We start from the raw sequence: 25,183 nt of genomic DNA on the forward strand, positions 1-25,183 counted from the left end.
CCATTTACCCATCGCCATCGTCACGAGGGTCTTGACAACAGTAACCGAGTCGATGTGTAGTTTTCAATATATAAAACAAGGTTTCATTATTTGGAACCTTACATGGGAGCAACAGGGAGGAGACCATGTATTCAACTTTCAAGCGCACAACGGCTGCGCTGGCGCTCGGTGTCGCGATGGCGGCACCGGCAGCTGCGGAACTCACCGGAGAGCTGCGGATTTTTCTCGACACATCAAACCCGGCGCCCCGCGCGACGATGGAAGCGATGATCGAGCGGTTCGGAGCACAGCATCCGGGGTTGGAGATCGAAACAACGGTCATCGACCGTGAAGCATACAAAACGCAGATCCGGAATTTCCTGACGGCCGACACCCCGGACGTGGCCACGTGGTACGCGGCCAACCGCATGAAGCCATATGTTGAGGCTGGTTTGTTCGAGGATGTTTCGGATTTGTGGGCGGAGCCTGAGATCGCCGATAACCTCGCTTCGACCAAGGGCGCGTTGACAATCGATGGCAAGCAATGGGGTGTACCCTATACCTATTATCAGTGGGGTGTTTACTACCGCAAAGATATCTTTGATGAACTGGGTTTGAGCGAGCCGACCACCTGGGAAGAAGAACTGTCCAACTGCCAGAAAATCGTCGATTCAGGACGTGCCTGCTATACCATTGGCACCAAGTTCCTTTGGACCGCCGGTGGCTGGTTTGACTATCTGAACATGCGGACCAACGGTTTTGACTTCCACCAGCAACTGGCCAACGGTGAAATCAGCTGGGAAGATGACCGGGTAAAACAGACCTTCGCCAACTGGAAGCAGTTGATCGACATGGGCGCCTTCATCGACAATCACCAGACATATAGCTGGCAGGAAGCCCTGCCCTTCATGGTCAATGGTGAGGCAGCAGCCTACCTGATGGGCAACTTTGCTGTGGCACCGCTTCGCGATGCGGGCCTGACCGATGACCAGCTGGATTTCTACCAGTTCGTCGCGATCAATCCCGATGTTGAGCTGGCCGAAGACGCCCCGACCGACACGGTCCACATCCCGGCCAATGCTTCGAACAAGGAAGCTGCACGCGAATTCCTGCGTTTCGTGGTCTCTGCAGACGAGCAGACCGAAATCAACAACGGCGCGAATCTCGGCCAATTGCCGGTCAACGCACAATCCGCTGTGGATGACGACAAGTTCCTGCAACAGGGCTTTGAAATGCTTTCGTCGAACAGCCCCGGTGGGGTAGCCCAGTTCTGGGATCGCGACGCACCTGCGGAAATGGCCAAAGCATCCATGGAAGGTTTCCAGGAGTTCATGGTCAAACCCGACAATGCAGACCGGATTCTGGCCAAACTGGAGCGCGCGCGCGGGCGCATATACGATAACTGATCAGGCAAGGGCCGGGTCAAAGCCCGGCCCGTATTCCCTTAAAACGTAAGGCGGGTTCCGACTGGCCTTACTCCAACAGACCCGAGTTTCCCATGACAGTTGCAGCCGACGCCTCAGAACAGGAAAGCTGGTTTCATCGCAACCAGCAACGCATCGCACCCTGGCTGTTTCTGGCCCCGGGGCTACTGTTCTTCATGGTGTACGTGATTATTCCGGTATTCCAGTCCTTTAACCTGTCACTGTATGAGTGGGACGGCCTGGGCGCTGCCGAATACGTTGGCCTTCGTAACTACGAAGACCTTTATTGGGAATGGGTGGACCGGGATGCTTTCTACATCTCGATGAAAAACAACCTGATCTGGCTGATCCTTTACCTGGCTGCGATTCCGGCAGGTTTGTTCATCGCCCTGTTCCTGAATCAGACCGTTTGGGGCATCCGCCTTTATAAGTCCCTGTTTTTCTTTCCTTTCGTGATTTCTCAGGTCGTGGTGGGGCTCGTGTTCACCTGGTTCTACGATCCGACCTTCGGGTTGCTGAACGAATTCCTCGGCTTCTTCGGCCTGGGCCCAGTAAACGTGTTGGGCGATGAGCGTTTCGTGACCTATGGCATCATCTTCGCCGGCCTCTGGCCACAAACCGCCTATTGCATGATCCTGTACCTTACCGGCCTGAACGCTGTAGACCCGGAACAGATCGAAGCAGGACGCCTGGACGGGGCCAAGGGTTGGAAGATGCTCTGGCACATCATTATCCCGCAACTGCGGCCTGCAACATTTATCGCGTTTGTCGTGACCATCATCGGCGCACTGCGATCTTTCGACCTGATCTCGATCATGACACAAGGTGGACCGTTCGGATCCTCCCGAGTGCTGGCCTATTACATGTTCGAGGTCGCCCTGTCCGAATACGGCTTCCGCATGGGTTATGGCGCAGCCATTGCCGTGATCCTTTTCCTGATCATGCTGTGCTTTATCGCCTATTTCCTGTGGTCGATGTACCGTGAAGAGAAGGGGCACTGAGATGTTTCCCAAACCCATCGAAAAACAACCCCGTGCGGCACAGATCACGTATCAAGCCATGCTTCCATTGGCCCTTCTGTTGTGGCTGGGTCCCCTACTGGCGGTTGCCCTTTTCTCGGTGAAACCGGCTGCTGACTTCACCAACGCGAACTACTGGGGAATGCCGTCCAGCTTTGAGGGCGCGTTCAACTATGGACAGGTCTTCTTTAATTCGGACATGCCGCGATACCTGCTGAATTCATTCATGATCACTGTCCCGACAGTGATCGGAGCGGTGGCACTCAGCTGCATGACCGGCTTTGCGCTTGGCATCTACAAGTTCAAGTCAAACCTCTGGATCTTTTTCATGTTCGTGGCCGGAAACTTCGTGCCCTTCCAAATCCTGATGGTGCCGGTTCGTGATCTGACCCTGCAACTTGGGCTTTACAACACAAAGACCGGGCTGGTGCTGTTCCATATCGCCTTCCAAACCGGGTTCTGCACTCTGTTCATGCGCAACTTCATCCGCGCCCTGCCCTTCGAGCTGATCGAGGCCGCCCGGGTCGAGGGCATCAGCGAATGGCGCATCTTCTGGTACGTCGTCCTACCCTTGATGAAGCCTGCGATTGCCGCGCTCAGCGTATTGATCTTCACGTTCATCTGGAATGACTATTTCTGGGCTGTCGTCCTGACACAGGGCGCAGAAAGTCAGCCCGTGACCGCAGGCATCACCAGTTTCAACGCGCAATACCGAGCGGCTTATCAATTGATGAGCGCAGGATCCATCGTTGCGGCTCTGCCACCGGTGGCCATGTTCTTCCTGATGCAGAAACACTTCATTGCGGGCTTGACCCTCGGAGCTGTGAAATGACCAAAATTACCTTTATCGGTGCCGGGTCCACAATTTTCATGCAGAACATCGTTGGGGACGCTCTGTTGACCCCGGCGCTGGCCGACAGTCACTTTGCGCTTATGGATATCGATCCCGAACGCCTGGCGGAAAGCGAAGCAGTTGCGCGTTCCATGATCCGCTCGGTCGGGGCCGGGGCGACCGTCTCGACCCATACCGACCGCCGCGCGGCGCTGGACGGGGCCGACTTCGTCATCACCGCGTTTCAGGTCGGGGGATACAAGCCCTGCACAATCACCGATTTCGAGATCCCCAAGCAGTATGGCTTGCGTCAAACCATCGCTGATACGCTGGGCGTCGGAGGGATCATGCGAGGTTTGCGCACGGTTCCGGTGCTTTGGGATGTCGCAGGGGACATGATGCAACTCTGTCCGAACGCGACGTTGCTGCAATACGTAAATCCGATGGCCATCAACACCTGGGCACTGGCCGAACGCTTCCCGACCCTGAAACATGTGGGCCTTTGCCACTCGGTTCAAAATACGGTCGAGGAATTGGCCCATGATCTGGATCTGCCAAAAGATGAGTTTCGCTACAAAGTCGCGGGCGTCAATCACGTCGCTTTCTTTCTGAAACTGGAACATCAAGGCCGCGACCTGTATCCGGCACTGCGACAGGGCTATCACGCGGGGAAATTCCCCAAGGCGCCGCTGCTGATGCCGCGCTGCCCTAACAAAGTGCGGTATGAGGTGATGGATCACCTGGGTTATTTCTGCACCGAAAGCTCGGAACACCTGGCCGAATACGTGCCGTGGTTCATCAAGGACGGGCGCGAGGATTTGATCCAAGAATTCTCGATCCCGCTGGACGAATACCCCACCCGCTGCGTCGAGCAGGTCGAGACGTGGAAGGAACAGGCCAAGACCCTGACCGACGGGCGCAATATCGATGTCACGCGCAGCCACGAATTCGCCGCGGACCTGATGAACGCGATCGTTACGAACACGCCTTACATGGCCTATGGCAACCTGCCCAATACCGGCCAGATTCCGCAATTGCCCTTGGGAGCAGCGGTCGAAACCCCCTGTCTGGTTGACAGCAACGGTGTGCAGCCTTCTGTCGTCACCGACATCCCGCCGCAGTTGATTGCCCTGATGCGCACGCAGATCAACGTGCAGGAACTGACTGTTCGGGCCCTGACCGAACAAAACCCCGAACACATCTATCACGCTGCCATGATGGACCCGCATACCGCCGCCGAGCTGGATTTGCGGCAAATCCGCAACCTTGTCACGGATCTGCTGACGACCCATACCGAATGGCTGCCTGGTTGGTGCCGCCCCGCCCGCGCAGCCTGATCTACATATTTCTCAAAAACCAAACCCAACCCTGCCAAGAAAAGCTCCTACAAAATGAAAAAACGCCGCTCGCAGCATTGGTACGGAAAACTCGACAAGGATGGCTTTATTCATCGGTCGTGGATGAAGAATCAGGGCTTTCCCGATCACGCGTTCGACGGGCGCCCGATCATCGGCATCTGCAACACCTGGTCCGAGCTGACGCCCTGCAACTCGGGCCTGCGCGATCTGGCCGAAGGCGTGAAGCGCGGTGTGTGGGAGGCCGGGGGCTTCCCGGTGGAATTCCCTGTCATGTCGCTGGGCGAAACCCAGATGAAACCCACCGCCATGCTGTTTCGCAATCTGCTGGCCATGGATGTCGAGGAATCGATCCGCGCCTATGGCATCGACGGCGTGGTGCTGCTGGGCGGCTGCGACAAGACCACGCCAGGCCAGCTGATGGGAGCGGCCTCGGTCGATCTGCCTTCAATCGTTGTAAGTTCAGGCCCGATGTTGAACGGTAAATATCGCGGACAGGATATCGGCTCCGGCACTGATGTCTGGAAATTCTCTGAGGCGGTGCGGGCTGGCGAAATGACCCTGCAGGACTTCATGAGCGCCGAATCCGGCATGTCGCGCAGCGCGGGCGTGTGCATGACCATGGGGACTGCCAGCACGATGGCTTCATTGGTCGAGGCGATGGGTATGTCGCTGCCCACCAATGCCGCCTTGCCCGCTGTCGACGCCCGTCGAATGGCGCTGGCGCATCTGACCGGCAAGCGGATCGTCGAGATGGTGGATGAAGACCTCAAACCATCGGACATCCTGACAAAGGAAGCTTTCGAGAACGCCATCCTAGCCAACGCCGCCGTTGGCGGATCGACCAACGCGGTGGTTCACCTGCTGGCACTGGCCGGTCGCGTGGGCGTGAATTTAGCCTTGAAGGATTTCGAAATCGGGTCCGAGATTCCACTTCTGGTCAACTGCATGCCTTCCGGCAAATACCTGATGGAAGACTTCTGCTATGCAGGCGGCGTGCCTGTTGTGCTGAACGAACTCAAACCCTTTCTGCGCTCGGCAAAAACAGTGCTGAACAAGGACATCTCAGCTCATTACGAAGGTGTCGAGTGTTTCAATACGGATGTCATCCGTCCCTTCAACGACCCTGTGAAACCCGCCGCGGGTTTGCGCGTTCTGCGCGGCAACCTTGCGCCGAATGGGGCAATCGTCAAGCCTTCGGCGGCCACTGACGCGCTTCTCGAGACCGAGGGCGAGGCCTTCGTTTTCGGCAACATCGAAGACCTGAAGGCCAATATCGACCGTGAAGACCTGCCGGTCACGCCCGAGAGCATTCTGGTGCTCAAGGGTTGTGGCCCCAAGGGATATCCGGGCATGCCCGAGGTCGGCAACATGCCGATCCCGGCGAAATTGGTGAAAGAGGGTGTGCGAGACATGATCCGCATCTCGGACGCCCGCATGTCGGGAACAGCATATGGCACCGTCATTTTGCATGTTAGCCCCGAAGCGCAGGCGGGTGGCACGCTGGCGCTGGTCAAAACCGGAGACCGCATCCGTGTTTCAGCCAGCAGCGGCGAACTGGAACTGCTTGTGGACGAGAACGAACTGAACGCCCGCCGCGCTGCGTGGCAGCCGGATGATCCGCACTACACTCGCGGCTATGCAAAACTTTACATCGACCACGTGTTGCAAGCAGATCAGGGGGCGGATCTGGATTTCCTTGTTGGCAAAGACACCCGCCTCGTGACCAGAGAGAGCCACTGATGACCCAACCAACTACATTCCACGATCTGAACGGAGCCTCCGTCTATATCACCGGCGGCGGCTCGGGCGTTGGTGCGGCGCTGACAGATGGATTCATGGCACAGGGGGCCAATGTGGCCTTCATTGGTCGGTCGGATGCAAGCGGGTTTGTCGAAGAGATGCGCGACAAGCACGGCCGCGCGCCGCTGTTCCTGCAAGGCGACATGACCGACACCGAACTGCTGCACGCGACGATGGCAAAAGCTGCCGAGGCTCATGGCCCTTTGAACGTCTTGGTGAATAATGCTGCCAACGACCAACGTCATACGCTTGAGGAAACCACGACGGAATTCTGGGACTGGATGATCGAGGTGAACCTGAAAGCCTATTATTTCGCGTGTCAGGAAGCCGCCCGGCAAATGAAAGATGGCGGGGCAATCATCAATTTCAGCTCGATCAGTTACATGATGGGCAACGCTGGTTATCCGATCTACACGACCTCGAATGCCGGGATTACGGGGATGACACGGTCATTGGCACGTGAACTGGGGCCGAGAAAAATCCGGGTAAATGCTCTGGCCCCCGGTTGGGTTCTGACGGAAAAACAGTTGGACAAATGGGCCACACCCGAGGATCTGGCGGCACATTTGGACCGGCAATGTCTGAAAGAGCACCTGAAGCCCGAGGATATGATAGCACCAACACTTTTTCTGGCGTCCAGGGCCAGCCATGCGATGACCGGGCAATGTATGGCTGTTGATGGTGGCGTTGTGGTTTCGGGGTGATGTTATGAATACTGAGTGGATCGCCGTCGACTGGGGAACATCTCACTTACGGGCCTGGGCCATGCAGGGTGCGACCGCGCTGGACCATGCGCAATCTGACAAGGGGATGGCGCATGTCGGACCCGACGGGTTTCAAGCCGCCCTACTGGATTTGATCGAAAACTGGTTGCCCGGCGCGCCGGTGGATGTGGTCGCCTGCGGAATGGTCGGCGCACGCCAAGGCTGGGTGGAAGCACCTTATTCGACCGTGCCGTCGGACCCCTTGCCGGATGTCCCGATCCGCGTTCCCGGATCAGACCCGCGTATCCGGGCCTTTGTCATACCCGGCCTGAAACAGACAACCCCGCCGGATGTGATGCGGGGTGAGGAAACCCAAATTGCTGGATTTCTGGGCGCGCGTCAGAATTGGGACGGCGTCATCTGCCTCCCCGGAACCCACACGAAATGGGTTCAGGTAAGCGCTGGTGAGGTTGTAAGCTTTCGTACTTTCATGACGGGTGAGTTGTTCGACCTGCTGTGTGGTCAGTCCGTACTACGACACTCTGTAGGTCCGGGCTGGGACGAAAACGCCTTCGCCGACGCAGTTGCAGATACGTTGTCAAAGCCCGAACAATTGGCTGCCCGTCTTTTTAGCCTGAGAGCCGCGGACTTGTTGCAAGGTCAGGCCAAAGCCACCGCGCGCGCGCGCCTTTCAGGATTGTTGATCGGGGCCGAACTGGCCGCGACACGTCCGTATTGGCTGGGGCAACAGCTGGCCATTATCGGAGCGGAAGGCGTGTCGCGGACATATGCAACAGCCCTGCAACGGCAAGGCGCATTTGTAGAAACAGCAAACGCTACCGAGGCGACACTGGCCGGGCTTGCGTTGGCCCGAAACATGACAAGGCAAACCGCATGAGCCGTCCCATCATCGCCATATTGCGCGGGTTAAAGCCGCAAGAAGCCAAAGCCGTTGGCCGCACCATTATTGATGCCGGCATCGACCGAATCGAAGTGCCGCTCAATTCTCCGGACCCGCTCGACAGTATCGGCACATTGGTTGATGCGTTTGGAAATCAGGCCCTGATCGGCGCGGGCACTGTTTTGACAGTCGATCAGGTGGACGCTGTGTCGGCTGCTGGTGGTAAATTGATCGTATCGCCCAACTATGATGCAGAGGTTATCAAGCGATCAGTCGCGTTGGGCCTGCAAAGCTGGCCGGGGGTTTACACCCCAACCGAAGCTTTCGCGGCCCTCAAGGCCGGGGCCACCGGGTTGAAGCTGTTCCCAGGGGTGATGGCTGGTCCGGCGGGTTTGGCCGCGTTACGCCCGGTTTTGCCCACAAGCTCGCTTGTTTTTACCGTTGGCGGTGCCGGACCCGACAATTTCGCGCAATGGATCAAAGCGGGCGCAGATGGCTTTGGGATAGGCTCTGCACTTTACAAACCCGGTATGGATGTCGCCGAAATCGCAGAGCGCGCCCGGCATATCGTAACGGCCTTTGATGAGGCCGCCGGATGAGCACCATCTTTGACGACCGCCCCTGCGAGTTGGGCGAAGGCCCGTTGTGGCATCCTGAAAGGCGTCAGCTTTTCTGGTTCGATATCATCGGCAAACGTCTGATGACCCGCGAGCGGGGTACGCCAAAAAGCTGGAGCTTCGATGAACACATCTCGGCTGCGGGCTGGGTGGACCGCGATACACTTCTAATGGCTTCTGAAACCGGTCTTTGGCGTTTTGATTTGCTATCCGGTAAGCGGAATTTGATTGTGTCTCTGGAAGCGGACAACTCCGTCACCCGTTCAAACGATGGCCGCGCTGACCCGTGGGGTGGGTTTTGGATCGGAACAATGGGCAAGCAGGCGGAACCCGGGGCTGGATCAATCTATCGGTTCTGGAAAGGTGAGTTGAGGCGATTGGTTCCGGATGTAACAATTTCCAACGCGATCTGTTTTGCCCCTGATCGTTCGGTGGCCTATTTCTGCGACACCGCAACGAAACAAGTCAGGCGCTGGCGTCTGAACGCCGAAACCGGGTGGCCGGAAGACGACAGCGCAGTTTTTCTGGATTTGCGCAAAGAAGGTCTGAACCCGGATGGTGCGGTCATTGATGCCCAGGGGAATATCTGGATCGCACAATGGGGCGCCAGCCGGATCGCGGCGTACACAGCCGACGGCACATTTCTGAAGGCCGTTGCATATGACGCATTACATACGTCATGCCCCGCCTTCGGGGGCGATGAACTAAATACGCTTTTCTGCACAACGGCCCGTCAGGGGTTGAGCGCGGAAGCAATAGAAAACCAACCGACCAACGGCATGACATTTGCCGCGCGAAATGCAGGTCAGGGCCAGGCAGAACACAAGGTCATCTTATGAAGCCGGAACTGGGTGTTTGCTACTATCCTGAGCATTGGCCAGAGGCGATGTGGGCCGACGATGCCGCGAAAATGGTCGAAACAGGCCTGACTTGGGTGCGCATTGGCGAGTTCGCGTGGAGTCGCATCGAGCCGCAGTCCGGCGTTTTACAATTCGATTGGCTGGATCGCGCGATTGAGACTCTCGGTGCGGCCGGATTGAAGGTCGTGCTGGGCACGCCAACAGCAACGCCGCCGCGCTGGATGTTGGACAAACACCCGGACATGCTGGCCGCCGATGAAAACGGCAACCCGCGCAAGTTCGGATCCCGGCGGCATTACTGCTTTAGCCATCAAGGCTATATCGCCGAATGTACCCGCATCGCCCGGATATTGGGTGAACGGTACGGTAAGAACCCGCATGTGGTCGCGTGGCAGATTGACAACGAATATGGGTGTCACGACACCACTCTCAGCTACAGCGCAGCCGCCCAACAGGCGTTTCGCCATTGGCTGGCCGAACGGTACGACAGCGTTGAAACGCTGAACCGGGCGTGGGGCAATGTGTTCTGGTCGATGGAATATCGCACCTTCAACGAAATCGACCTGCCCAATCAAACCGTGACCGAGCCGAACCCGGCTCATGTGCTGGCATTCCGGCGCTTCAGTTCGGATCAGGTCGCAGCATTCAACAGGGCTCAGGTGGATACGCTGCGCCCGTTGACCGATGCGCCGCTTTTGCACAATTACATGGGACGTGTTCTGGACTTCGACCATTTCAAGGTCGGCGCGGATCTGGATATCGCCACCTGGGACAGTTATCCGATCGGTTTTCTATCGGACCGGCTGGAAGCCGACGAAGCGCACAAGACCGCCTATTTGCAACAGGGCGATCCGGACATGCAGGCGTTTCATCATGATCTTTACCGTGCCATAGGGCGTGGCCGTTGGTGGGTGATGGAACAACAACCCGGTCCGGTGAATTGGGCCCCGTACAACCCGGCACCTCTTCCTGGAATGGTACGCCTGTGGACGCTTGAGGCTGTGGCTCATGGCGCTGAGGTGGTAAGCTATTTCCGCTGGCGACAAGCCCCGTTTGCACAAGAGCAGATGCACGCCGGCTTGCTGACATCGAACAATCACCCTGCACCCGCACTGGCAGAGGCCCGCCAGACTGCAGACAATCTGAAAAAGCTGGGTGCGGTGCAACAGGTACAGGCCAAGGTGGCAATTCTGTTCGATTATGCTTCGGATTGGGCGTGGTCGACGCAACCGCAAGGCGCGGGTTTTGATTATTTTCGATTGGTTTTTTCAGCATATCGTGCGCTGCGTCGTGCCGGTTTGTCTGTCGACTTTGTTTCGACGAACGACATTTCCGCTCGTTACAGTCTGATCCTTGCTCCCGGTTTGGATAGAATAGAACCTGAGTTGGAACAACGCCTGGCAAACAGGTGCGATCTTGCGGTTCTGGGGCCACGCAGTGGTGCGATCACCCGTGATTTTCAAATTCCTGACAACGGTCGACCCGGTCTGAGCATGATAAATTGCAACGTCGATCTGGTAGAAACTCTGCCACCTGCAATTCACCGTAAGGTTCGTGGAGGAGGCGCGGCGCGGCATTGGATCGACCGGCTATCAGGAGAAGCTGAAGACCTGCTGAGTTTCGAAGACGGAACATCTGCGCTCAAGGCCGGAGATGGAATGTGGTACTTGGCAGGTTTCCCGGATGAAGACCTTTGGGACCGTGTGATAGCCATGGCTGCGGAAGAAGCCGATTTGACATTGCGCACGATGCCGCAAGGCCTGCGATTGCGTGAGACGGCCAATCATGACTTCCTGATCAACTACAACGCAGGACCGGTGGATTGGAACGGACACACCGTCGAAGGCTGTGACGTCAAAATCCTTAAACGCAACCCGCCCGAACAGACCTGAAGTCAGTCCGGGCGGATGCCAAGGCTATGAACCTGTACGGCTATTCGTCGCTTTGCAGGCTGTTGGGGTCAAACACCCCTCCGAAACCACTGTTACCAGTTGGCGCGGTTTCAGTTTCAGAAGCACCATCTTCGCCTTCGTTTTCATCACCACCCAGAGAATTCGGGGCGAACACATTGCCAAAGCCGCTGTTATTGGATGGTTTTGGCGCGGTTTGTCCGCCACCCTGTTCGGCCTCTTGAGCTTCTTGCTGCTTGCGACGTTCCTCACGCTGTTTGCGCAACTCCTGGATCCGCTGTTCCGCTTCCAACTGCTTTTGCTCACGGATATCGGCGATACACTGCGCAGGATTATAGGTCGCCGCCGTTCCAACCACGGTGATCGTTGCGACGGCAAAAACGACCAGTAGAACGGCAGCCATGTTACCGGCAAAGAAGCTGGGCAGTTTGATCTTACCTGCAAGCTCTTCCACCGTTGCGTTCTTGCGGGCTGCTGCCACAAGTTCCTGACGTTTCAGCTTGGCTTCGTTCATGAGCGCAAAGAAAACCGTCAGCGCTACGATGATGAAGGCCAGCGCCGAGATCGCGGGCGTGATTCCATAACGGACCTTTTGAGCCAGTTCGATCGTCAATGTCGGGTATTCACCGAAGGTAAAGGTGGTGGTGTTGTAGTTCTCGAACGATGCGAGGAACGCCAACACTGCCGCTGATGCAATCGCCGGACGCATGAACGGCAGCAGGATCTTGCGGAAAGCCTGTGCGTGGCTGGCACCAAGGTCAAGCGCCGCTTCAGTCAGCGCCATGTCGTAGCGCTGCAAACGCGCCACCAACACCAGCATGCAGTAGCTGGCGATAAAGGTGGATTGGCCGATCACCGTCAGGAAGATGCCATTTGAAAGGAAGCTGTCTGCCCCCAATCCCAACATCCTGTTGATCCGGTCCCAGAACACCAGCGTCGAGATACCCAGAACCACGCCGGGGATCAGGATCGGTGCGATGATGATCGTGTAGTAAGTCGCGCGCAGTTTTGGCCAGATCTGGGTCAGCAACAGTGCGCCTGCCAGGCCCATGGCGACTGACAGGATGACTGTGCCAATACCGATGATCAGCGAGTTCTTAATACCGTTCAGGATCCGCTGATCCTGAAATAGCTCGCCGAACCACTGGAATGTGAGGCATTCCCACGGACTCATCCGAGGGAACCCGGACGAGTTGAACGCAGTGATCGACATGATCACCAATGGACCCAGCAGGTACAGGAAGAAGATCGCCAGATAGACCCAGATGCTTATACGGAGGAAGGAATTGTTCATTTCCCGATATCCCCCATGTTCACTTTGAACAGGCGCATAACGGCCAGCACGAACAGGATACAAGTGACCAGTAGGACGATCGCGTACGCGGCCCCTTGTGGCCAGTCGTTGTTGTCATTGAATTGCTGATAAATCAGCTGTGTGAACCACAAGCTGGACGGACCGCCCAGAATCTGCGGTGCAGCCAATGCACCGGCAGACAACATGAAAACCATGGTACAACCCGAGCTGATACCAGGCTTGGCGTAGGGAATGACCACACGCCAGTGTATTCGCCACCACGGCGCACCCAGATCGCGTGCCGCTTCGATCTGGTTTTTGTCCAGACTTTCAATGACGTTGTACATCGGGAAGATCATCAGCAGGATGTAGGCATACCCAAGACCTGCATAGAGCGCGATGTCATTGCGGATGAAATCAAACGGCACATCCCAGATACCCAATCCCATGAACAGCGTGTTCAGCACCCCGGTCTCACCGAAGATTATGCGCAACGCAAAGGCCCGCAGAATCTCGTTAATCCAATAGGGAATGATCAGCATGATTGCGAAGATGCGGATATGGCTGCCTTCGGATTGACCCAAATAGTAGGCAATCGGGTAGCAGATGATCAGGTTAAAGATTGTCACACAAACAGCGGCCACAAGGGTTCGGAAGAACACCCTCAGGTCGACTGTGTTATAGTCCTGACTGCCGCCCTCCGGGCCATAGATTAAGTATTTGTAGTTCTCCAGAGTATAGACGTCCTTAGGGCCGCCAATCTCTGGCGGCGGAAGGTTCGGACGGAACGAGAAATCCAGCATCGACACCTGCGGCAGGATGATCAGGCCGATGGTCCAGAACAGAACCAGGCCCAGGATCGCCAAGCCCATACCGGTTCCGTTGCGGTTGAAGAATTCCTTCAGAAAATGGGGCATGAGTTTATCCCCTTATTCTGCGGCCAGTTCACCGGCAGGAACAACGACGGCATTGTGCGTTTCGTATTCCAGCGTGATGTTCTGCCCGGTGTGATCGTCGAAAGATTGCCCGTGGTTGGGGATCGAGACCTTGATTTCCTTGCCGCCTTCACCCTCGGTAAAGATATTGAATGCGTTTCCTTCGAACTCTTCATGGTTAACCCGGGCAGTGACAAAATGATCTCCCGTTGCCCCTTCAGGAGCAATGGCGAAGGCTTCGGGTCGGATGAACATCATCGCGTCGTCGCCTTCTTTCATCTTGCCCTGATTGGCAGTTGAGATCCGTGCCACCAGATCACCCGAGCGGTTGGTCGAGATCAAAGCTTCGGTGCCCATCACCTGTTTGACTTTTCCTCGGAACACATTGTTTTCGCCAACAAAAGAGGCAGCAAAAGCCGTGTTGGGATCGTTATAGATCGTTTTTCCGTCGGCAATCTGGTCAATCACGCCGGCGCGCATGACGGCGATATTGTCTGACATCGTCAGCGCTTCGCCTTGATCGTGCGTGATGTAGATAAAGGTAATACCGACCCGTTGCTGAATCTCACGGAGTTCGGTCCGCATGTGCTGGCGCAGTTTCAGGTCAAGCGCCGACAGAGGTTCATCCAGCAACAGCACGTCCGGTTCCGCGCACAGAGCGCGAGCGATCGCCACACGCTGACGCTGACCGCCCGACAATTCGCTTGGCAGTTTGTCTCCCTGCCCCGGCAACGCAATCATGTCCAGAAGCTCATCGGCACGCCTGCGGCGCTCGGCAGCACTGGCCCCTTTGATTTCCATGGAAAACGTAATGTTTTCCCAGACTTTCATCAGCGGGAACAAAGCGAGATTCTGAAAGATCAGCGCTGTCGGACGCTTGTTGGGCCCGATACCGCGCATATTGTTGCCGCCAATCAGAACATTGCCTTCGCTCGGTTCAAGAAAGCCCGAAACAGCCCTTAGTATGGTTGTTTTACCGCAGCCGGATGGCCCGAGGAACGAAAAGAAATCGCCTCCGTTGATGTTGACGTTTGCATCGCGCACGGCGACGAAGTCACCGAAACGGATCCACAGGTTTTCCAGATCGACTCCGACCCCTGCACTCATTTTTGGTTTCTCCCTGAAGTGCGTGTTTTCACCACACCATATTAGTGTCCGTCACGCCGGGACGGCGCGCAGAAGGGGCCCCCCGCCAAAAGCGGAGGGCGAAGATTCGAAACGCTTAAGCGCTCTTGAATTTGTTGACGAACTCGGTTCGGGTTTCGGCGTACCAAGGCGCTTCGGCCGGCCACGGATTGAGGTTGGCCAGCGAGTCGCCCGGATAGGCTTCGGCAAAGTTCTTCTTGTAGGTGTCGCCGGAATATTGGTCGGCACCCAGCACCGGCGAGTTGTAGCCGTGGCTGTCAATGGCAACACCGGCAGGCTTGGCCTGATAGGCGAAGTCGATGAAGGCGTAAACCTGGTCGATATTCGCAGCACCAGTCGGCATAGATATACCATCCACCCAAGCCATCGCACCTTCGACAGGTGCCTGATAATGCACTGGCTCGCCTGCGGACTTCAGTGCAAGTGGCGGGCCGTCCCAAGTTTGACCTACAATAACGCCTTCATTCAACAGGCCGTTTTTCTGTGTATCGGCATCGTTCCAGATAAGCTTGATGCGATCCTTGCGGGCGACGCACCAGTCGGTGATCTGGCCCCAAACCTTGCGCATGGTGTCTTCATCACCGTACGCGGCCCAGACCGAACCCGGCTCCATCTCGCCAGCGCGTTCCATGTAAAGACCTGCACCCAGCATCATCGAATGTGCGCGGCCCATGGTTTTGCCAGCGTTCGCTTCCGACCACACATCGCCATACGACGGAGCGTCACCTTCCGGCAGCCACAAGTCAGTACGATATGCGATGCCTTCTGTACCCCAGATATGCGGCAGCCAATGCGCACCTGAACCACCAAAGTCCCAAGCGTCGGTGCCAATCTTGGCCATGGCAGGGTTCACCAGATCGATCGGAACCTTGTTCATGTCAAAAGGCTGCAACAGCTCCAACGGCTCCCACTGAAGCGAGCGGTTGTTGGTCGGTGAAACGATATCAAAGCCCTGACCTTTGGTGGCCTTCATCTTGTTGATGATTTCTTCATTCGAGCCGATGCCGGTGTAGTTCACTTTGATTCCCGTAAGGGTCTCAAACTCTTCGATGAAGCTGGGCGGCAGATAATCCGACCACATCAGAATGTTGATTTCGCCGGACGAAGCCAGAGCGCTCTTGCTGTACAGGGGTGCCGCAAGTGCCGCGGCGCCCGCGCTTTTCAGCACAGAGCGTCTCGAAAGAGTCGAATGTTTAGTCATAAGTGTTCTCCCGTTGTTGGATTAGTTTGTTATTGTTTTTCATTCATAGGACTTTCTGTGCCCGTTCGTCAGTCCAAAAGTGACAGTTTGCGGAATTCTTATGTCCAGTTTTGATTCTTGACACGTTTTGGTTGAATTTCAGGGCGTTAGTTTTCCTGCCAAACGGTGAAATCGTGCGCGCCGACCGGATCAGAGCCAATCAGCATGCGTCGCGCTCCACCTTCAGGCAGGGGTTTGGACATGTCACCAAAATTGAAGGCAAAATGCAACGTACCGCGCCGGGTTAAGCGCATGTCGGGATCGCAGTCCAGAGGCTTCAGCCCCGCCCATTCCAGGACATCCAGCATAATCAACCGCAAGAGCGCACCGCTGGGGACCATGGCCAGATATGTTGCGCGATCTGACCGGATGACCGCTGGGCTGGCGTCACAGTAGGCACTTTTGAAGCGGGCCAGGACATTTTCCTCGGTCTCGACGATTTCGCGCCACCCACTAAAGTCAAAGAGCTGACCGTTTTGCAGTTGTACGGATTCCCGCGCGATATCAGGAAGCGATTCGACGCGGGCAATACGAACGCCGGTCAAGTTTGCCAGCGCACCCGGGGCCAGATTTGAAGGGGTGTGCATTTGCGGCGTTTTGCTGCCGGACCGGGCGCCAATCAAAAGCTTTGCCCCGGAAGCATCAAGTCTTGCGGCCAGATCCGAGGTCACAATCATGCTTTGCGGAAGTACGATCAGGGCGTAACCGTGCAGGCCATCCTCGGGCCCCACAAAATCAATGTCCACCCCCAGACTGCGCAAGGCAGTGTACCATTCGCGAAAGATATGGGAATTGGGAAAGTGATCATCATGCGGCAGGATATCGGCCGCCCAGATCGAAGCGTAATCCAGCATCATCGCCACCGAGGCTTTCCTGCGCGTCGTCGGCGGCAAGTTTTCGCAATCTTTCACAACCTGAACCAGCTCAAGAGCGGCTTGATCGGCACTACCATCCGAGCGCAGCAAAGCTGTATGGTATTGTTCCTGCGCGAACTTTGCCTGTCGCCATCGAAAGAACATCACAGCTTGCGCGCCATGGGCATAAGCTGCCCACGTCCAAAGCCGAACCATTCCCTCTGCCGGAGAAGGATTCTGAGCCGCCCAGTCCACCGGCCCCGGTTGCTGTTCCAGCACCCACATCCGACCCTGCCCCTGACTGCGATACAAATCGCAATGAAACCCCTGATAGTCTGGCGCACCGGTCCGCAGATAGCGGCGCTTTTCTGTCTCTGACAGGGTTGAGCCCATCAGATTGCCCAGCGGGTAGCTGTCAAAGCCGACGACATCCAGATCTGCGGCCACTGCGTGGTGATCAAACTCGAAACTGCCGGCCATGAAGTTGTGCGTGATATCGCGACCCGGCGCATGTTTTCGCAGCACATCCACCTGTGTCTTGTTGAACAGCCGTACCCGATCCGAGGAATAGCGCATGAAATCCAGCGCATGCGTGGGGTTGGGTGTGGCGACCAAACCGTTGGGCAGTTCAATCTGGTCAAAGCCGGAATAGCAGGTCCCCCAAAACACGGTCCCCCAGGTCTCGTTCAGTGCGTCGATTGTGCCGTATCGTTGTGCCAGCCAGCGCCGAAAGCCTGCCCGTGCAGCATCAGAATAGCTGAGAGCGGTGTCGTGGTCGTTGTACTCATTGTCGATCTGCCAGGCATGGACATGAGGGTTCTGGCCATATCTGGCGGCATATTCCGTCGCTATTCTGTGCGCCTCGGCCAGATATACGTCACTGGAAAAGCAATAATGTCTGCGCGACCCATACCCTCTGACCCCACCGTCCGGGCCAACCGGCAGGATTTCGGGGTGCTCATCAATCAGCCATTTGGGAGGTGCAGCCGTTGGCGTCGACATCATGACCCGCAGGCCGGCCTGCCCCAGAACCTCAATGACTTCATCCAGCCAGTCCCAGCGAAACTGACCGCGTGCCGATTCAATCAGACCCCAGGTGAACTCGGCGATCCGAACCCAATCCAAACCCATCTCGGCCATCCGCGCGGCGTCACTGCGCCACTGGGACGGGCCCCATTGTTCGGGATAGTAGCAAACCCCAAGCTCCAGTTTGCTCATCTGCTATCCTTTGCCGTGCGCCGTTCGATCCATTTCAGGAAGCTTGCGCAACCGAGGGTGAGTACCACGTACAGAATTGCCGCCGTGTTGAACGGCGCAAATGGCAGAAAGCTTGCTGCCTGAAACTCTCGCATCCTTTGGGTCATGTCGCGGACGGACAGGATGGACAGCAACGAGGTGTCCTTGATCATCGCGATAAACTCATTTCCCAGAGGTGGGGTTACGATCCGCAAGGCCTGAGGCAACACGATCAACCGCGCTGTCTGCCAGCGAGACAAACCCAGGGAACTGCCCGCTTCCAATTGCCCTTTGGGAATAGCCTCAATCCCCGATCGGAATATTTCGGCCATATAGGCCGAGTACCCTACCGAAATCGCGATAATCCCGCGTGTCATGTTGGTCATATCAATGCCGCCCCCAGTGGCATCCTTGACCGCGCCCGCCAAAGGCAGACCGATATAAAGGATGATCACCAGCATCGGAATGCCGCGTATCGTGTCCACAAAGAATTCAGCCCCGACCGCCAAAGGATGCAGCTTGTGCTGTGCGCCGCCGATGGTCAGCGTGAGTAGCAAAAAGCCAAAAACGGCGAAGGCCAGCGCGGGATTTCTGTATTTGTCAGGCAAGAAAACTGTCTGCCATAGAACCGGATAGCCTTGTGTGTGAGCGTCTACTGGCACAAAGGCTCCGGACACGCTGTCGACGGTTTCTATCTGCTCCAAAGCCGCGACAGGATCAGTGGCACTGCGTATGCGGTATTGCTGGTCGCCGGCACCTTCGAACTCGCCGAACCGGATGACATCAGCCTGCGCCTGTGGCGTGCCACGTACAATGGCGATGCGCCCTTCGGTGCTTCCGACCAGAACGTAACTGACCTGCGGCTGCATGAAGAAAAAGGCTGATATTGCAAGCAATGTCAGGCTGATCGAGCCATACAGAATCGTGGTACGTGCCTTTGGTTTGAACGACTGCAACCCCACCCAGATCAGGCCCAGAATGGCCGAGAAGATATAGGCGAAGATGGCTGCGCGGAATGTAATGGCTACGCCTGTCGCGAACTGCCAGTGGGCCATGAACATCAGATAAAACAAAACCGCACCTGTAAGGCATTCCAGCCCCAGTAGAACGCGCCAGCGCCAAGGGGGTTGCAACCGCGCCGACAGCAGACACAAGGCGACAACGGCTGCGTATACTGCCAGAAGAACTTGCAGACCTGTTTGAACCTGGGTCACGACTTCGGGATACAACACCCACGCCTGGCTGGACCTGTCGATAAGGGTTGATGTGTTCTCGCTGAGCGAGTGAAAGAAAACGGATTCCACGAAGGGCATCAAAAGCTGTGGAGATACGAAGCTTGATACCAAAAGCGCAATTGATGCGGGCAGCGCCGCTAAGGCGGAAACGCGCAACCAGCCCGGAGCATGATTTGTAAAACGTGCATACCGAGCGCAGAGATATCCCAGGATTGCAACCGAGACGATCAGCAGAAAGCCGACGAAAACAGGCCCTGCATTGTTGCCGATCCCCAGAATTGCAATCAAAGATCGCAGGTATTTCGAAGACGTGGCGAATAGATAGAAGATGAAGGGAGCGGCTGCGAGCAACACAAGATTGCTCGGGCGGATCGTGCTGAGACGCGACATGGTACTTCTCCGCTGAAACATGGCCCGGCAACCTCAGCCGCCGGGCCCAAAAGGGCTTGAAGGATCAGTTTGTGCCCCAGTATTTGGCTTTCAGCGTGTCCAGCGTGCCGTCTTCCTGAATGGCTGCGAGACCGGCATTGATTGCATCCACCGTCGGGTCACCTTCCTGAAACACGATACCCAATGGATCCGATTGCAGGCCTGTGATGCCTACGGTCAGCTCTCCGGCAAACTCCTGCTCGTAGGCAGCGGCGGACGTACCATCAATGATCACCCCTTGCACGTCTGCGTTCTGCAGCGCCAGAATAGCCGCCGAAAAGTTGTCGTAGAGGCTGACATTCTCGCGCCCCACAAGCTCTTCCGCCAGTTGGGCATTGGTCGTCGCGGTTTGTGCCGCCAGTTTCTGGCCACCCGCTTTGAAATCCTCAAGCGTCATATCCGCGTTGTCGACCTGCAGCAAAATGGCCTGACTGACAACGATGTAAGGTTCGGAAAAGTCCATAGTCTCTTCACGCTCGGGCGTGATCGATACGCCCGAGATGACCAGATCGAATTCACCCTGCTGAAGCGCCGCAAAGATGCCGTCCCAGGCGGTGTTTACGAAATTCGGAACGCAATTGATCTTTTCGCAGATTGCATTCATCACATCGACATCAAAGCCTACGATTTCACCGGTTGTTTCGTCGACGGTTTCCATCGGGGGGTAGGTTGCATCCGTTCCGATCTTGAGTACGCGACCTTCCAGATCGGCGGCAAAAGCCGCCGGCGCTGTCAGCATTGCAAGCGTTGCAGCGGCTAATAGGTTTTTGAACATGTTCGGTTTCTCCTCTGTTGGCTCAGTTGGTCTGCGCCGTACCCGGCGCCGGGGTGTCAGGTTGTCGCTCGATCAATGTGGCCCTGATCTTTTTTTGAGTTTCGGACGGATCAACGCCGTCCAGTGCTTTTAGCATGAATTCACCCAGCAGGCGGCTGGTCTCGCCAATCGGCAAATAGTAGGTGCTTGGCGGGGGGACGAAATACTGGCTAAGTTTCAGGTCGTCGTTTGAAATTAGGACGACATCCGTGCCGACTTGAACACCCATATCGGCGGCTCCGGACAAGGCGCCAAGGGTCATCGCCTCGTTGGCGCAAATAATGGCGCTTGGTCGGTTGCGCATTCGCATGAGCGACGCAAAGGCCCTTTGCCCGGTTTTCGCAGTGGTCGGGCCAGGGAAAACAAGTGCCGGGTCAAACTCTATGCCACCTGCCGACAGAGCATCTGAATATCCCTGGCGACGCTGGTGCGCATAGATCAGGTCATCCGGCGGGTTGATAAGCGCAATCCGCTTGTGCCCCAATGCCAGCAGCCGAGCCGTCGCATCAAAAGCGGCAGCCTGACTGTCGAGATCCACGTAGGGATGCGGTTCGACACTGTCGCTCATGCCGTATGTGACAAACGGAAAACCTTTATCTTGCAGATAGGCGATACGCTGGTCGTTCACCCGTGTTCCGGAAAAGATCACCCCATCTGCCGACCCTTCCTGCACGATAGAGTGAAGGGTTCGCAGTGCGGCGTCGCCATCTCGTATGCTGAAGACGCTCAACTGATAGCGTGATCCCTGAACCGCGTCGGATATTCCGGCCAAGATCCTCGTAAACTCCACACCCTCCCACTCATCAGCGGCGTTGTCTGAAACGCTGACCAATACCGCAATCCTGTAGGATTTGTTGGTGCGCAGTTTCAGGCCATCCAGATTGACCCGGTACTCAAGCTCGGAAGCCGCCTTCTGAATTTCGTCCCGCGTTTCGCGCTTTACCGAAGAGGCTCCGCGCAGGGCGTTTGACACTGTTCCGATTGAATAGCCGGTTTTTTTGGCAATCGATTTGATCGTTGCCCGCGCCATCAGCCGATACCCTCTAGCTGTTCAGTCAAAAACGACCGGCCGGTTTGCAAAGTACGCTTGTGATCTGCGGTTTCATCATGCTCGACAAAAAGGTCGGTGCACTTGGTCCTTAGAAGGGATCGTAGCGTGGCGTCCCAATCGACAACACCCTCACCCAGATCACGCCAACGCCCGTCACCTGATCCGCCCTGCGGGTCCACGTCCTTTGCGTGGACAGACAGGATGCGTGACGCGTGACGCGTGATCAAATCAGCTGGGCACTGACTCGCCGCAACGAGCCAACCGATATCAGGCTGCCAATAAATGTTTCCCTGCGCGAGAATCTGATCAAGAGGCGTTTCACCCGGCTCGCCATTCAGATCAAAGTCGTGGTTGTGGTAGGCTAGACGGATGCCGTGATCCCTCAGCCGATCTGCCCAATCGGACAACTGGCCCGACACTGCCTTCCATCCCTCGACAGTGCCGGGCCGCGCCTGTGGCGCTAGCCAAGGCATGACCGCCACCTGGCATTCCAAAAGATGCAGTACTTCAACGATGTCGTCGAAACGCTCGTTGAACTCCTCCCAATCGAAATGTGCAGAACGAAGGTTAAGACCTGATTGATGGACGATGCGTGCCATCTCTTGCGGTGTCATGTCATGCAGCCCGGTGGTTTCGATATCCGAAAACCCACAAACGGAAACCAACTTCAGTTGGTCCGTGAGGTCACCGCATTGCCGGATCGTGTAAAGCTGCGCTGATACCCTCATTCTTCACCATTGAAACGTTTCAAATATGGTGAAACACAAAATGCAACTCTGTCAAGAACTGCATTTCGTTGCTAATTGCGCATGGATAATCCGTTTTGGAACAGATGCACCTTATCCGGTGCGGCGGTGACCGAGACTGTCTGGCCACGCAGGTTTCGCTGAATCCCCGGCAGTTTCGCAATCACCGCATCCGCACCATCGGCTTGCTCAAAATACAGCAACGTGACTTCGCCCAGGGCTTCGGTAAAATCCACTTTCCCGGACAGAATCGCGGTTTCCTTTGTCGTGACCAAGTCTTCGGGACGCACCCCGATATTAACCTTTTTACCCAGGTCACTGTCTTCAGTTGGAACCCCGGACTTTGCAATCCCGCCTGATGACAGTTCAACGGTTGTCGTTTCGCCGGTTCCAGTGATTGTGCCGGACAGCAGGTTCATGGAGGGCGACCCGATGAACTGCGCAACAAACTCGTTGTCTGGAGTTTCATAAAGCTCGAGCGGTGTCCCGACCTGCGCGATGCCCTTGTCGGCCAAAACCACGATCCGACTAGCCAGAGTCATGGCCTCGACCTGATCGTGGGTCACGTAGATCATGGTGCTGTCAGGCATAGCCTCTTTCAGGCGCGCGATCTCAATCCGTGTGGCCACCCGAAGTGCTGCGTCGAGGTTTGAGAGGGGTTCGTCGAACAGATACACCTTTGGGTCACGTACAATCGCGCGCCCGATGGCAACCCGTTGACGTTGGCCCCCGGAAAGAGCTTTTGGCAGGCGGTCCAGGAATGGTTCCAGTTGAAGGATTTGAGCGGCACGATCTACGGCAGCATCAATCTCGGCTGCGGGCATTTTTGCAATTTTCAGGGCAAAGGCCATGTTTTCGCGAACGGTCATGTGGGGATACAAGGCGTAGCTTTGGAACACCATCGCGATGCCCCGCTGTGCAGGCGGAACATCGTTCATAACCTGCCCTTCGATTTCCAGCGTGCCGCCTGTAATCTTCTCCAGCCCAGCGATCATCCGCAACAGGGTGGACTTGCCACATCCGGAAGGACCAACGAAAACGATCAGTTCGCCCTGTTCAATGTCGAGATTGATGTTCTTCAAAACATCGACAGGGCCATAGGACTTGGCGACATCTGTAAGGTTGAGTTCAGACATGCGTTATCCCTTTTTCCTAAACATCAGGATGAACTGCGCCGCGTTCAGGATAACGTTGCCGCTTCCCTCAATGCCGCCCAAGTCCTGACCCATGACCTGCCAACCGCCTTCGGGCAGTTTGAACTCGGCAGTGTCTGCACCCAGATTGAACGCACAGAATATCTGCTCATGTGAATCCTCACGTACAAAAGACAGGACCGAACCCGTTTCTGTCATCCCGGTCTGCGCCCCCATTGCCAAAGCAGGATGCGCATGCCGCAAGGCAATGGCGCGACGGTAGTGATTCAACATCGAATGTGGATCCGCCTCCAATCGGTCTACCGCGTGCCCGGCCTGCTGTGCGCTAACCGGCAGCCAGGGTTCTGCGGTGCTGAAACCCGATTGTTCATCTTGTGCCGCCCAAACCATCGGTGTGCGGCAGCCGTCACGGCCCTTGTACTCGGGCCAGAACTCGATGCCATAAGGGTCTTGCAGTTTCTCGAACGGCACATCCGCTTCGTGCAGGCCCAGCTCCTCGCCCTGATAGAGGCAGGCAGAGCCGCGCAGGCACATCATCAGAACCGCGTGCTGGCGGGCTGCGGCGTCGTCCAAATTCCAGCGCGAGACGTGACGCTGCACGTCGTGGTTGGAAAACGCCCAACATGGCCACGCGTCCCCTGCCTTCGCCTCTAACTGATCAAAAACGTGCCTGGTGTAAGCGGCTGTCAATGCGCGTTTTTCCAGGAATTCGAAGGCATAGCACATGTGCATCCGTTTATCCCCAGATGTGTACTCGCCCATGATCTCGAGCCCGCGCTGCGCATCTCCGACCTCGCCCAGGCAAGCTCGGTCTTCATATTCGTCCGTCAAAGCCCGCAGTCGTTCGAGGAAGGCGATGTTCTCGGGCTGGCTTTTTGAAAACAGGTGATCCTGATGGTTGTAAGGATTCACTGCCGGTGCGATCGTGGCGTTGCGTTGATCCATCGGCAGCGCGGGATTGTCGCGCAGCGCATTGTCGTGGAAATAGAAATTGATGGTATCCAGCCGAAAACCATCCACACCCAGATCAAGCCAGAACCGCGCCACGTCCAGCAACGCGTCCTGAACAGCCGGACAGTGGAAATTCAGATCCGGCTGCGATGTCAGGAAGTTGTGTAGATAATATTGCAGGCGTCGGGCGTCCCATTGCCAGGCCGAGCCGCCGAAGATCGAAAGCCAGTTGTTCGGAGGCGTGCCATCCGGTTTGGGGTCCGCCCAAACATACCAGTCGGATTTCGGGTTCTCTCGACTGCTGCGGCTTTCGCTGAACCAAGGGTGCTGATCTGATGTATGCGACAGAACCAGATCAATCATGATCCTCAGACCCTTCGCATGGGCCTGATCCAGAAGCTCTTTGAAATCCGCCAGCGACCCGAACATGGGATCGACATCGCGGTAATCGCTGACATCGTAGCCAAAATCCTTCATCGGCGATTTGAAAAACGGCGAGATCCAGATTGCATCAACGCCCAGAGAGGCGATGTAGTCCAGTCGCGCAGTGATGCCCTTCAGATCGCCGATCCCATCGCCGTTGCTGTCCTGAAAACTGCGTGGGTAGATCTGATAGATCACCCCCCCGCGCCACCAGTCCGAAGACAGTTTCGTTGCTTTGCATTGTTCAAGGTTGTTCTGCACGTTCATCAGA

General features: G+C 56.4%; 21 protein-coding genes. 10 read left to right on the top strand and 11 right to left on the bottom strand.

Annotated elements, in window-relative coordinates; all coding sequences use genetic code 11:
• Positions 1-125: 125 nt before the first annotated feature.
• From AC2FEB_RS00910 to AC2FEB_RS00955, 10 genes are all read left to right on the top strand, one after another.
• The gene (locus AC2FEB_RS00910; protein ID WP_496670640.1) at positions 126-1,385 is read left to right on the top strand and encodes an ABC transporter substrate-binding protein; all 1,260 of its coding nucleotides are present in this window, start codon (positions 126-128) and stop codon (positions 1,383-1,385) included.
• 92 nt (positions 1,386-1,477) lie between these two features.
• On the top strand, positions 1,478-2,404 hold the full coding sequence (locus AC2FEB_RS00915) for a carbohydrate ABC transporter permease (protein ID WP_496670637.1): 927 nt from the start codon (positions 1,478-1,480) through the stop codon (positions 2,402-2,404).
• A 1-nt stretch (position 2,405) separates the two neighbouring features.
• On the top strand, positions 2,406-3,254 hold the full coding sequence (locus AC2FEB_RS00920) for a carbohydrate ABC transporter permease (protein ID WP_117873233.1): 849 nt from the start codon (positions 2,406-2,408) through the stop codon (positions 3,252-3,254).
• Positions 3,251-4,591 (top strand): alpha-glucosidase/alpha-galactosidase, encoded by a 1,341-nt coding sequence (locus AC2FEB_RS00925; RefSeq protein ID WP_496670634.1) that lies wholly within the window; start codon positions 3,251-3,253, stop codon positions 4,589-4,591. The genes AC2FEB_RS00920 and AC2FEB_RS00925 overlap by 4 nt, the downstream gene beginning before the upstream one ends.
• 54 nt (positions 4,592-4,645) lie before the next feature.
• Positions 4,646-6,352 carry an IlvD/Edd family dehydratase gene (locus AC2FEB_RS00930; protein WP_496670631.1) on the top strand — a complete coding sequence of 569 codons (1,707 nt, stop codon included), beginning with the start codon at positions 4,646-4,648 and terminating at the stop codon, positions 6,350-6,352.
• On the top strand, positions 6,352-7,116 hold the full coding sequence (locus AC2FEB_RS00935) for an SDR family NAD(P)-dependent oxidoreductase (RefSeq protein WP_117873227.1): 765 nt from the start codon (positions 6,352-6,354) through the stop codon (positions 7,114-7,116). Before AC2FEB_RS00930 ends, AC2FEB_RS00935 begins: the two co-directional genes overlap by 1 nt.
• 4 nt (positions 7,117-7,120) lie before the next feature.
• Positions 7,121-8,014, top strand: coding sequence for a 2-dehydro-3-deoxygalactonokinase (locus AC2FEB_RS00940; protein WP_496670628.1), 894 nt, complete (start codon positions 7,121-7,123; stop codon positions 8,012-8,014).
• Positions 8,011-8,616 carry a 2-dehydro-3-deoxy-6-phosphogalactonate aldolase gene (locus tag AC2FEB_RS00945; RefSeq protein WP_496883804.1) on the top strand — a complete coding sequence of 202 codons (606 nt, stop codon included), beginning with the start codon at positions 8,011-8,013 and terminating at the stop codon, positions 8,614-8,616. Before AC2FEB_RS00940 ends, AC2FEB_RS00945 begins: the two co-directional genes overlap by 4 nt.
• On the top strand, positions 8,613-9,473 hold the full coding sequence (locus AC2FEB_RS00950) for an SMP-30/gluconolactonase/LRE family protein (RefSeq protein WP_496670623.1): 861 nt from the start codon (positions 8,613-8,615) through the stop codon (positions 9,471-9,473). The genes AC2FEB_RS00945 and AC2FEB_RS00950 overlap by 4 nt, the downstream gene beginning before the upstream one ends.
• On the top strand, positions 9,470-11,386 hold the full coding sequence (locus AC2FEB_RS00955; RefSeq protein ID WP_496670620.1) for a beta-galactosidase: 1,917 nt from the start codon (positions 9,470-9,472) through the stop codon (positions 11,384-11,386). The genes AC2FEB_RS00950 and AC2FEB_RS00955 overlap by 4 nt, the downstream gene beginning before the upstream one ends.
• 40 nt (positions 11,387-11,426) lie before the next feature.
• Here AC2FEB_RS00955 and AC2FEB_RS00960 read toward each other — a convergent pair whose 3' ends face one another.
• From AC2FEB_RS00960 to AC2FEB_RS01010, 11 genes are all read right to left on the bottom strand, one after another.
• The gene (locus AC2FEB_RS00960) at positions 11,427-12,698 is read right to left on the bottom strand and encodes an ABC transporter permease (protein WP_117873219.1); all 1,272 of its coding nucleotides are present in this window, start codon (positions 12,696-12,698) and stop codon (positions 11,427-11,429) included.
• On the bottom strand, positions 12,695-13,615 hold the full coding sequence (locus tag AC2FEB_RS00965; RefSeq protein WP_496670617.1) for an ABC transporter permease: 921 nt from the start codon (positions 13,613-13,615) through the stop codon (positions 12,695-12,697). The genes AC2FEB_RS00960 and AC2FEB_RS00965 overlap by 4 nt, the downstream gene beginning before the upstream one ends.
• A 12-nt stretch (positions 13,616-13,627) precedes the next feature.
• Positions 13,628-14,740, bottom strand: coding sequence for an ABC transporter ATP-binding protein (locus AC2FEB_RS00970; RefSeq protein WP_117873215.1), 1,113 nt, complete (start codon positions 14,738-14,740; stop codon positions 13,628-13,630).
• Between the two features lie 115 nt (positions 14,741-14,855).
• Positions 14,856-15,980 carry an extracellular solute-binding protein gene (locus AC2FEB_RS00975; protein WP_117873213.1) on the bottom strand — a complete coding sequence of 375 codons (1,125 nt, stop codon included), beginning with the start codon at positions 15,978-15,980 and terminating at the stop codon, positions 14,856-14,858.
• Positions 15,981-16,126: 146 nt separating this feature from the next.
• Positions 16,127-18,091 (bottom strand): beta-galactosidase, encoded by a 1,965-nt coding sequence (locus tag AC2FEB_RS00980; RefSeq protein WP_496670613.1) that lies wholly within the window; start codon positions 18,089-18,091, stop codon positions 16,127-16,129.
• A complete protein-coding gene (locus AC2FEB_RS00985) occupies positions 18,088-19,734 on the bottom strand; it encodes an amino acid ABC transporter permease (RefSeq protein WP_496670610.1) in 1,647 nt (548 codons plus the stop codon). Before AC2FEB_RS00985 ends, AC2FEB_RS00980 begins: the two co-directional genes overlap by 4 nt.
• A 64-nt stretch (positions 19,735-19,798) precedes the next feature.
• Positions 19,799-20,548, bottom strand: a complete 750-nt coding sequence (locus AC2FEB_RS00990; protein ID WP_496670608.1) for a basic amino acid ABC transporter substrate-binding protein — start codon at positions 20,546-20,548, stop codon at positions 19,799-19,801.
• A gap of 22 nt (positions 20,549-20,570) precedes the next feature.
• A complete protein-coding gene (locus AC2FEB_RS00995; RefSeq protein ID WP_496670605.1) occupies positions 20,571-21,617 on the bottom strand; it encodes a LacI family transcriptional regulator in 1,047 nt (348 codons plus the stop codon).
• The gene (locus tag AC2FEB_RS01000) at positions 21,617-22,366 is read right to left on the bottom strand and encodes a sugar phosphate isomerase/epimerase family protein (RefSeq protein ID WP_496670603.1); all 750 of its coding nucleotides are present in this window, start codon (positions 22,364-22,366) and stop codon (positions 21,617-21,619) included. The genes AC2FEB_RS00995 and AC2FEB_RS01000 overlap by 1 nt, the downstream gene beginning before the upstream one ends.
• Before the next feature lie 71 nt (positions 22,367-22,437).
• Complete coding sequence (locus AC2FEB_RS01005) at positions 22,438-23,520, bottom strand: ABC transporter ATP-binding protein (RefSeq protein ID WP_496670601.1); 1,083 nt, start codon at positions 23,518-23,520, stop codon at positions 22,438-22,440.
• A 3-nt stretch (positions 23,521-23,523) separates the two neighbouring features.
• On the bottom strand, positions 23,524-25,179 hold the full coding sequence (locus AC2FEB_RS01010; protein WP_496670599.1) for an alpha-glucosidase: 1,656 nt from the start codon (positions 25,177-25,179) through the stop codon (positions 23,524-23,526).
• Positions 25,180-25,183 lie beyond the last annotated feature (4 nt).

Source organism: Ruegeria sp. YTSC106, assembly GCF_059609765.1.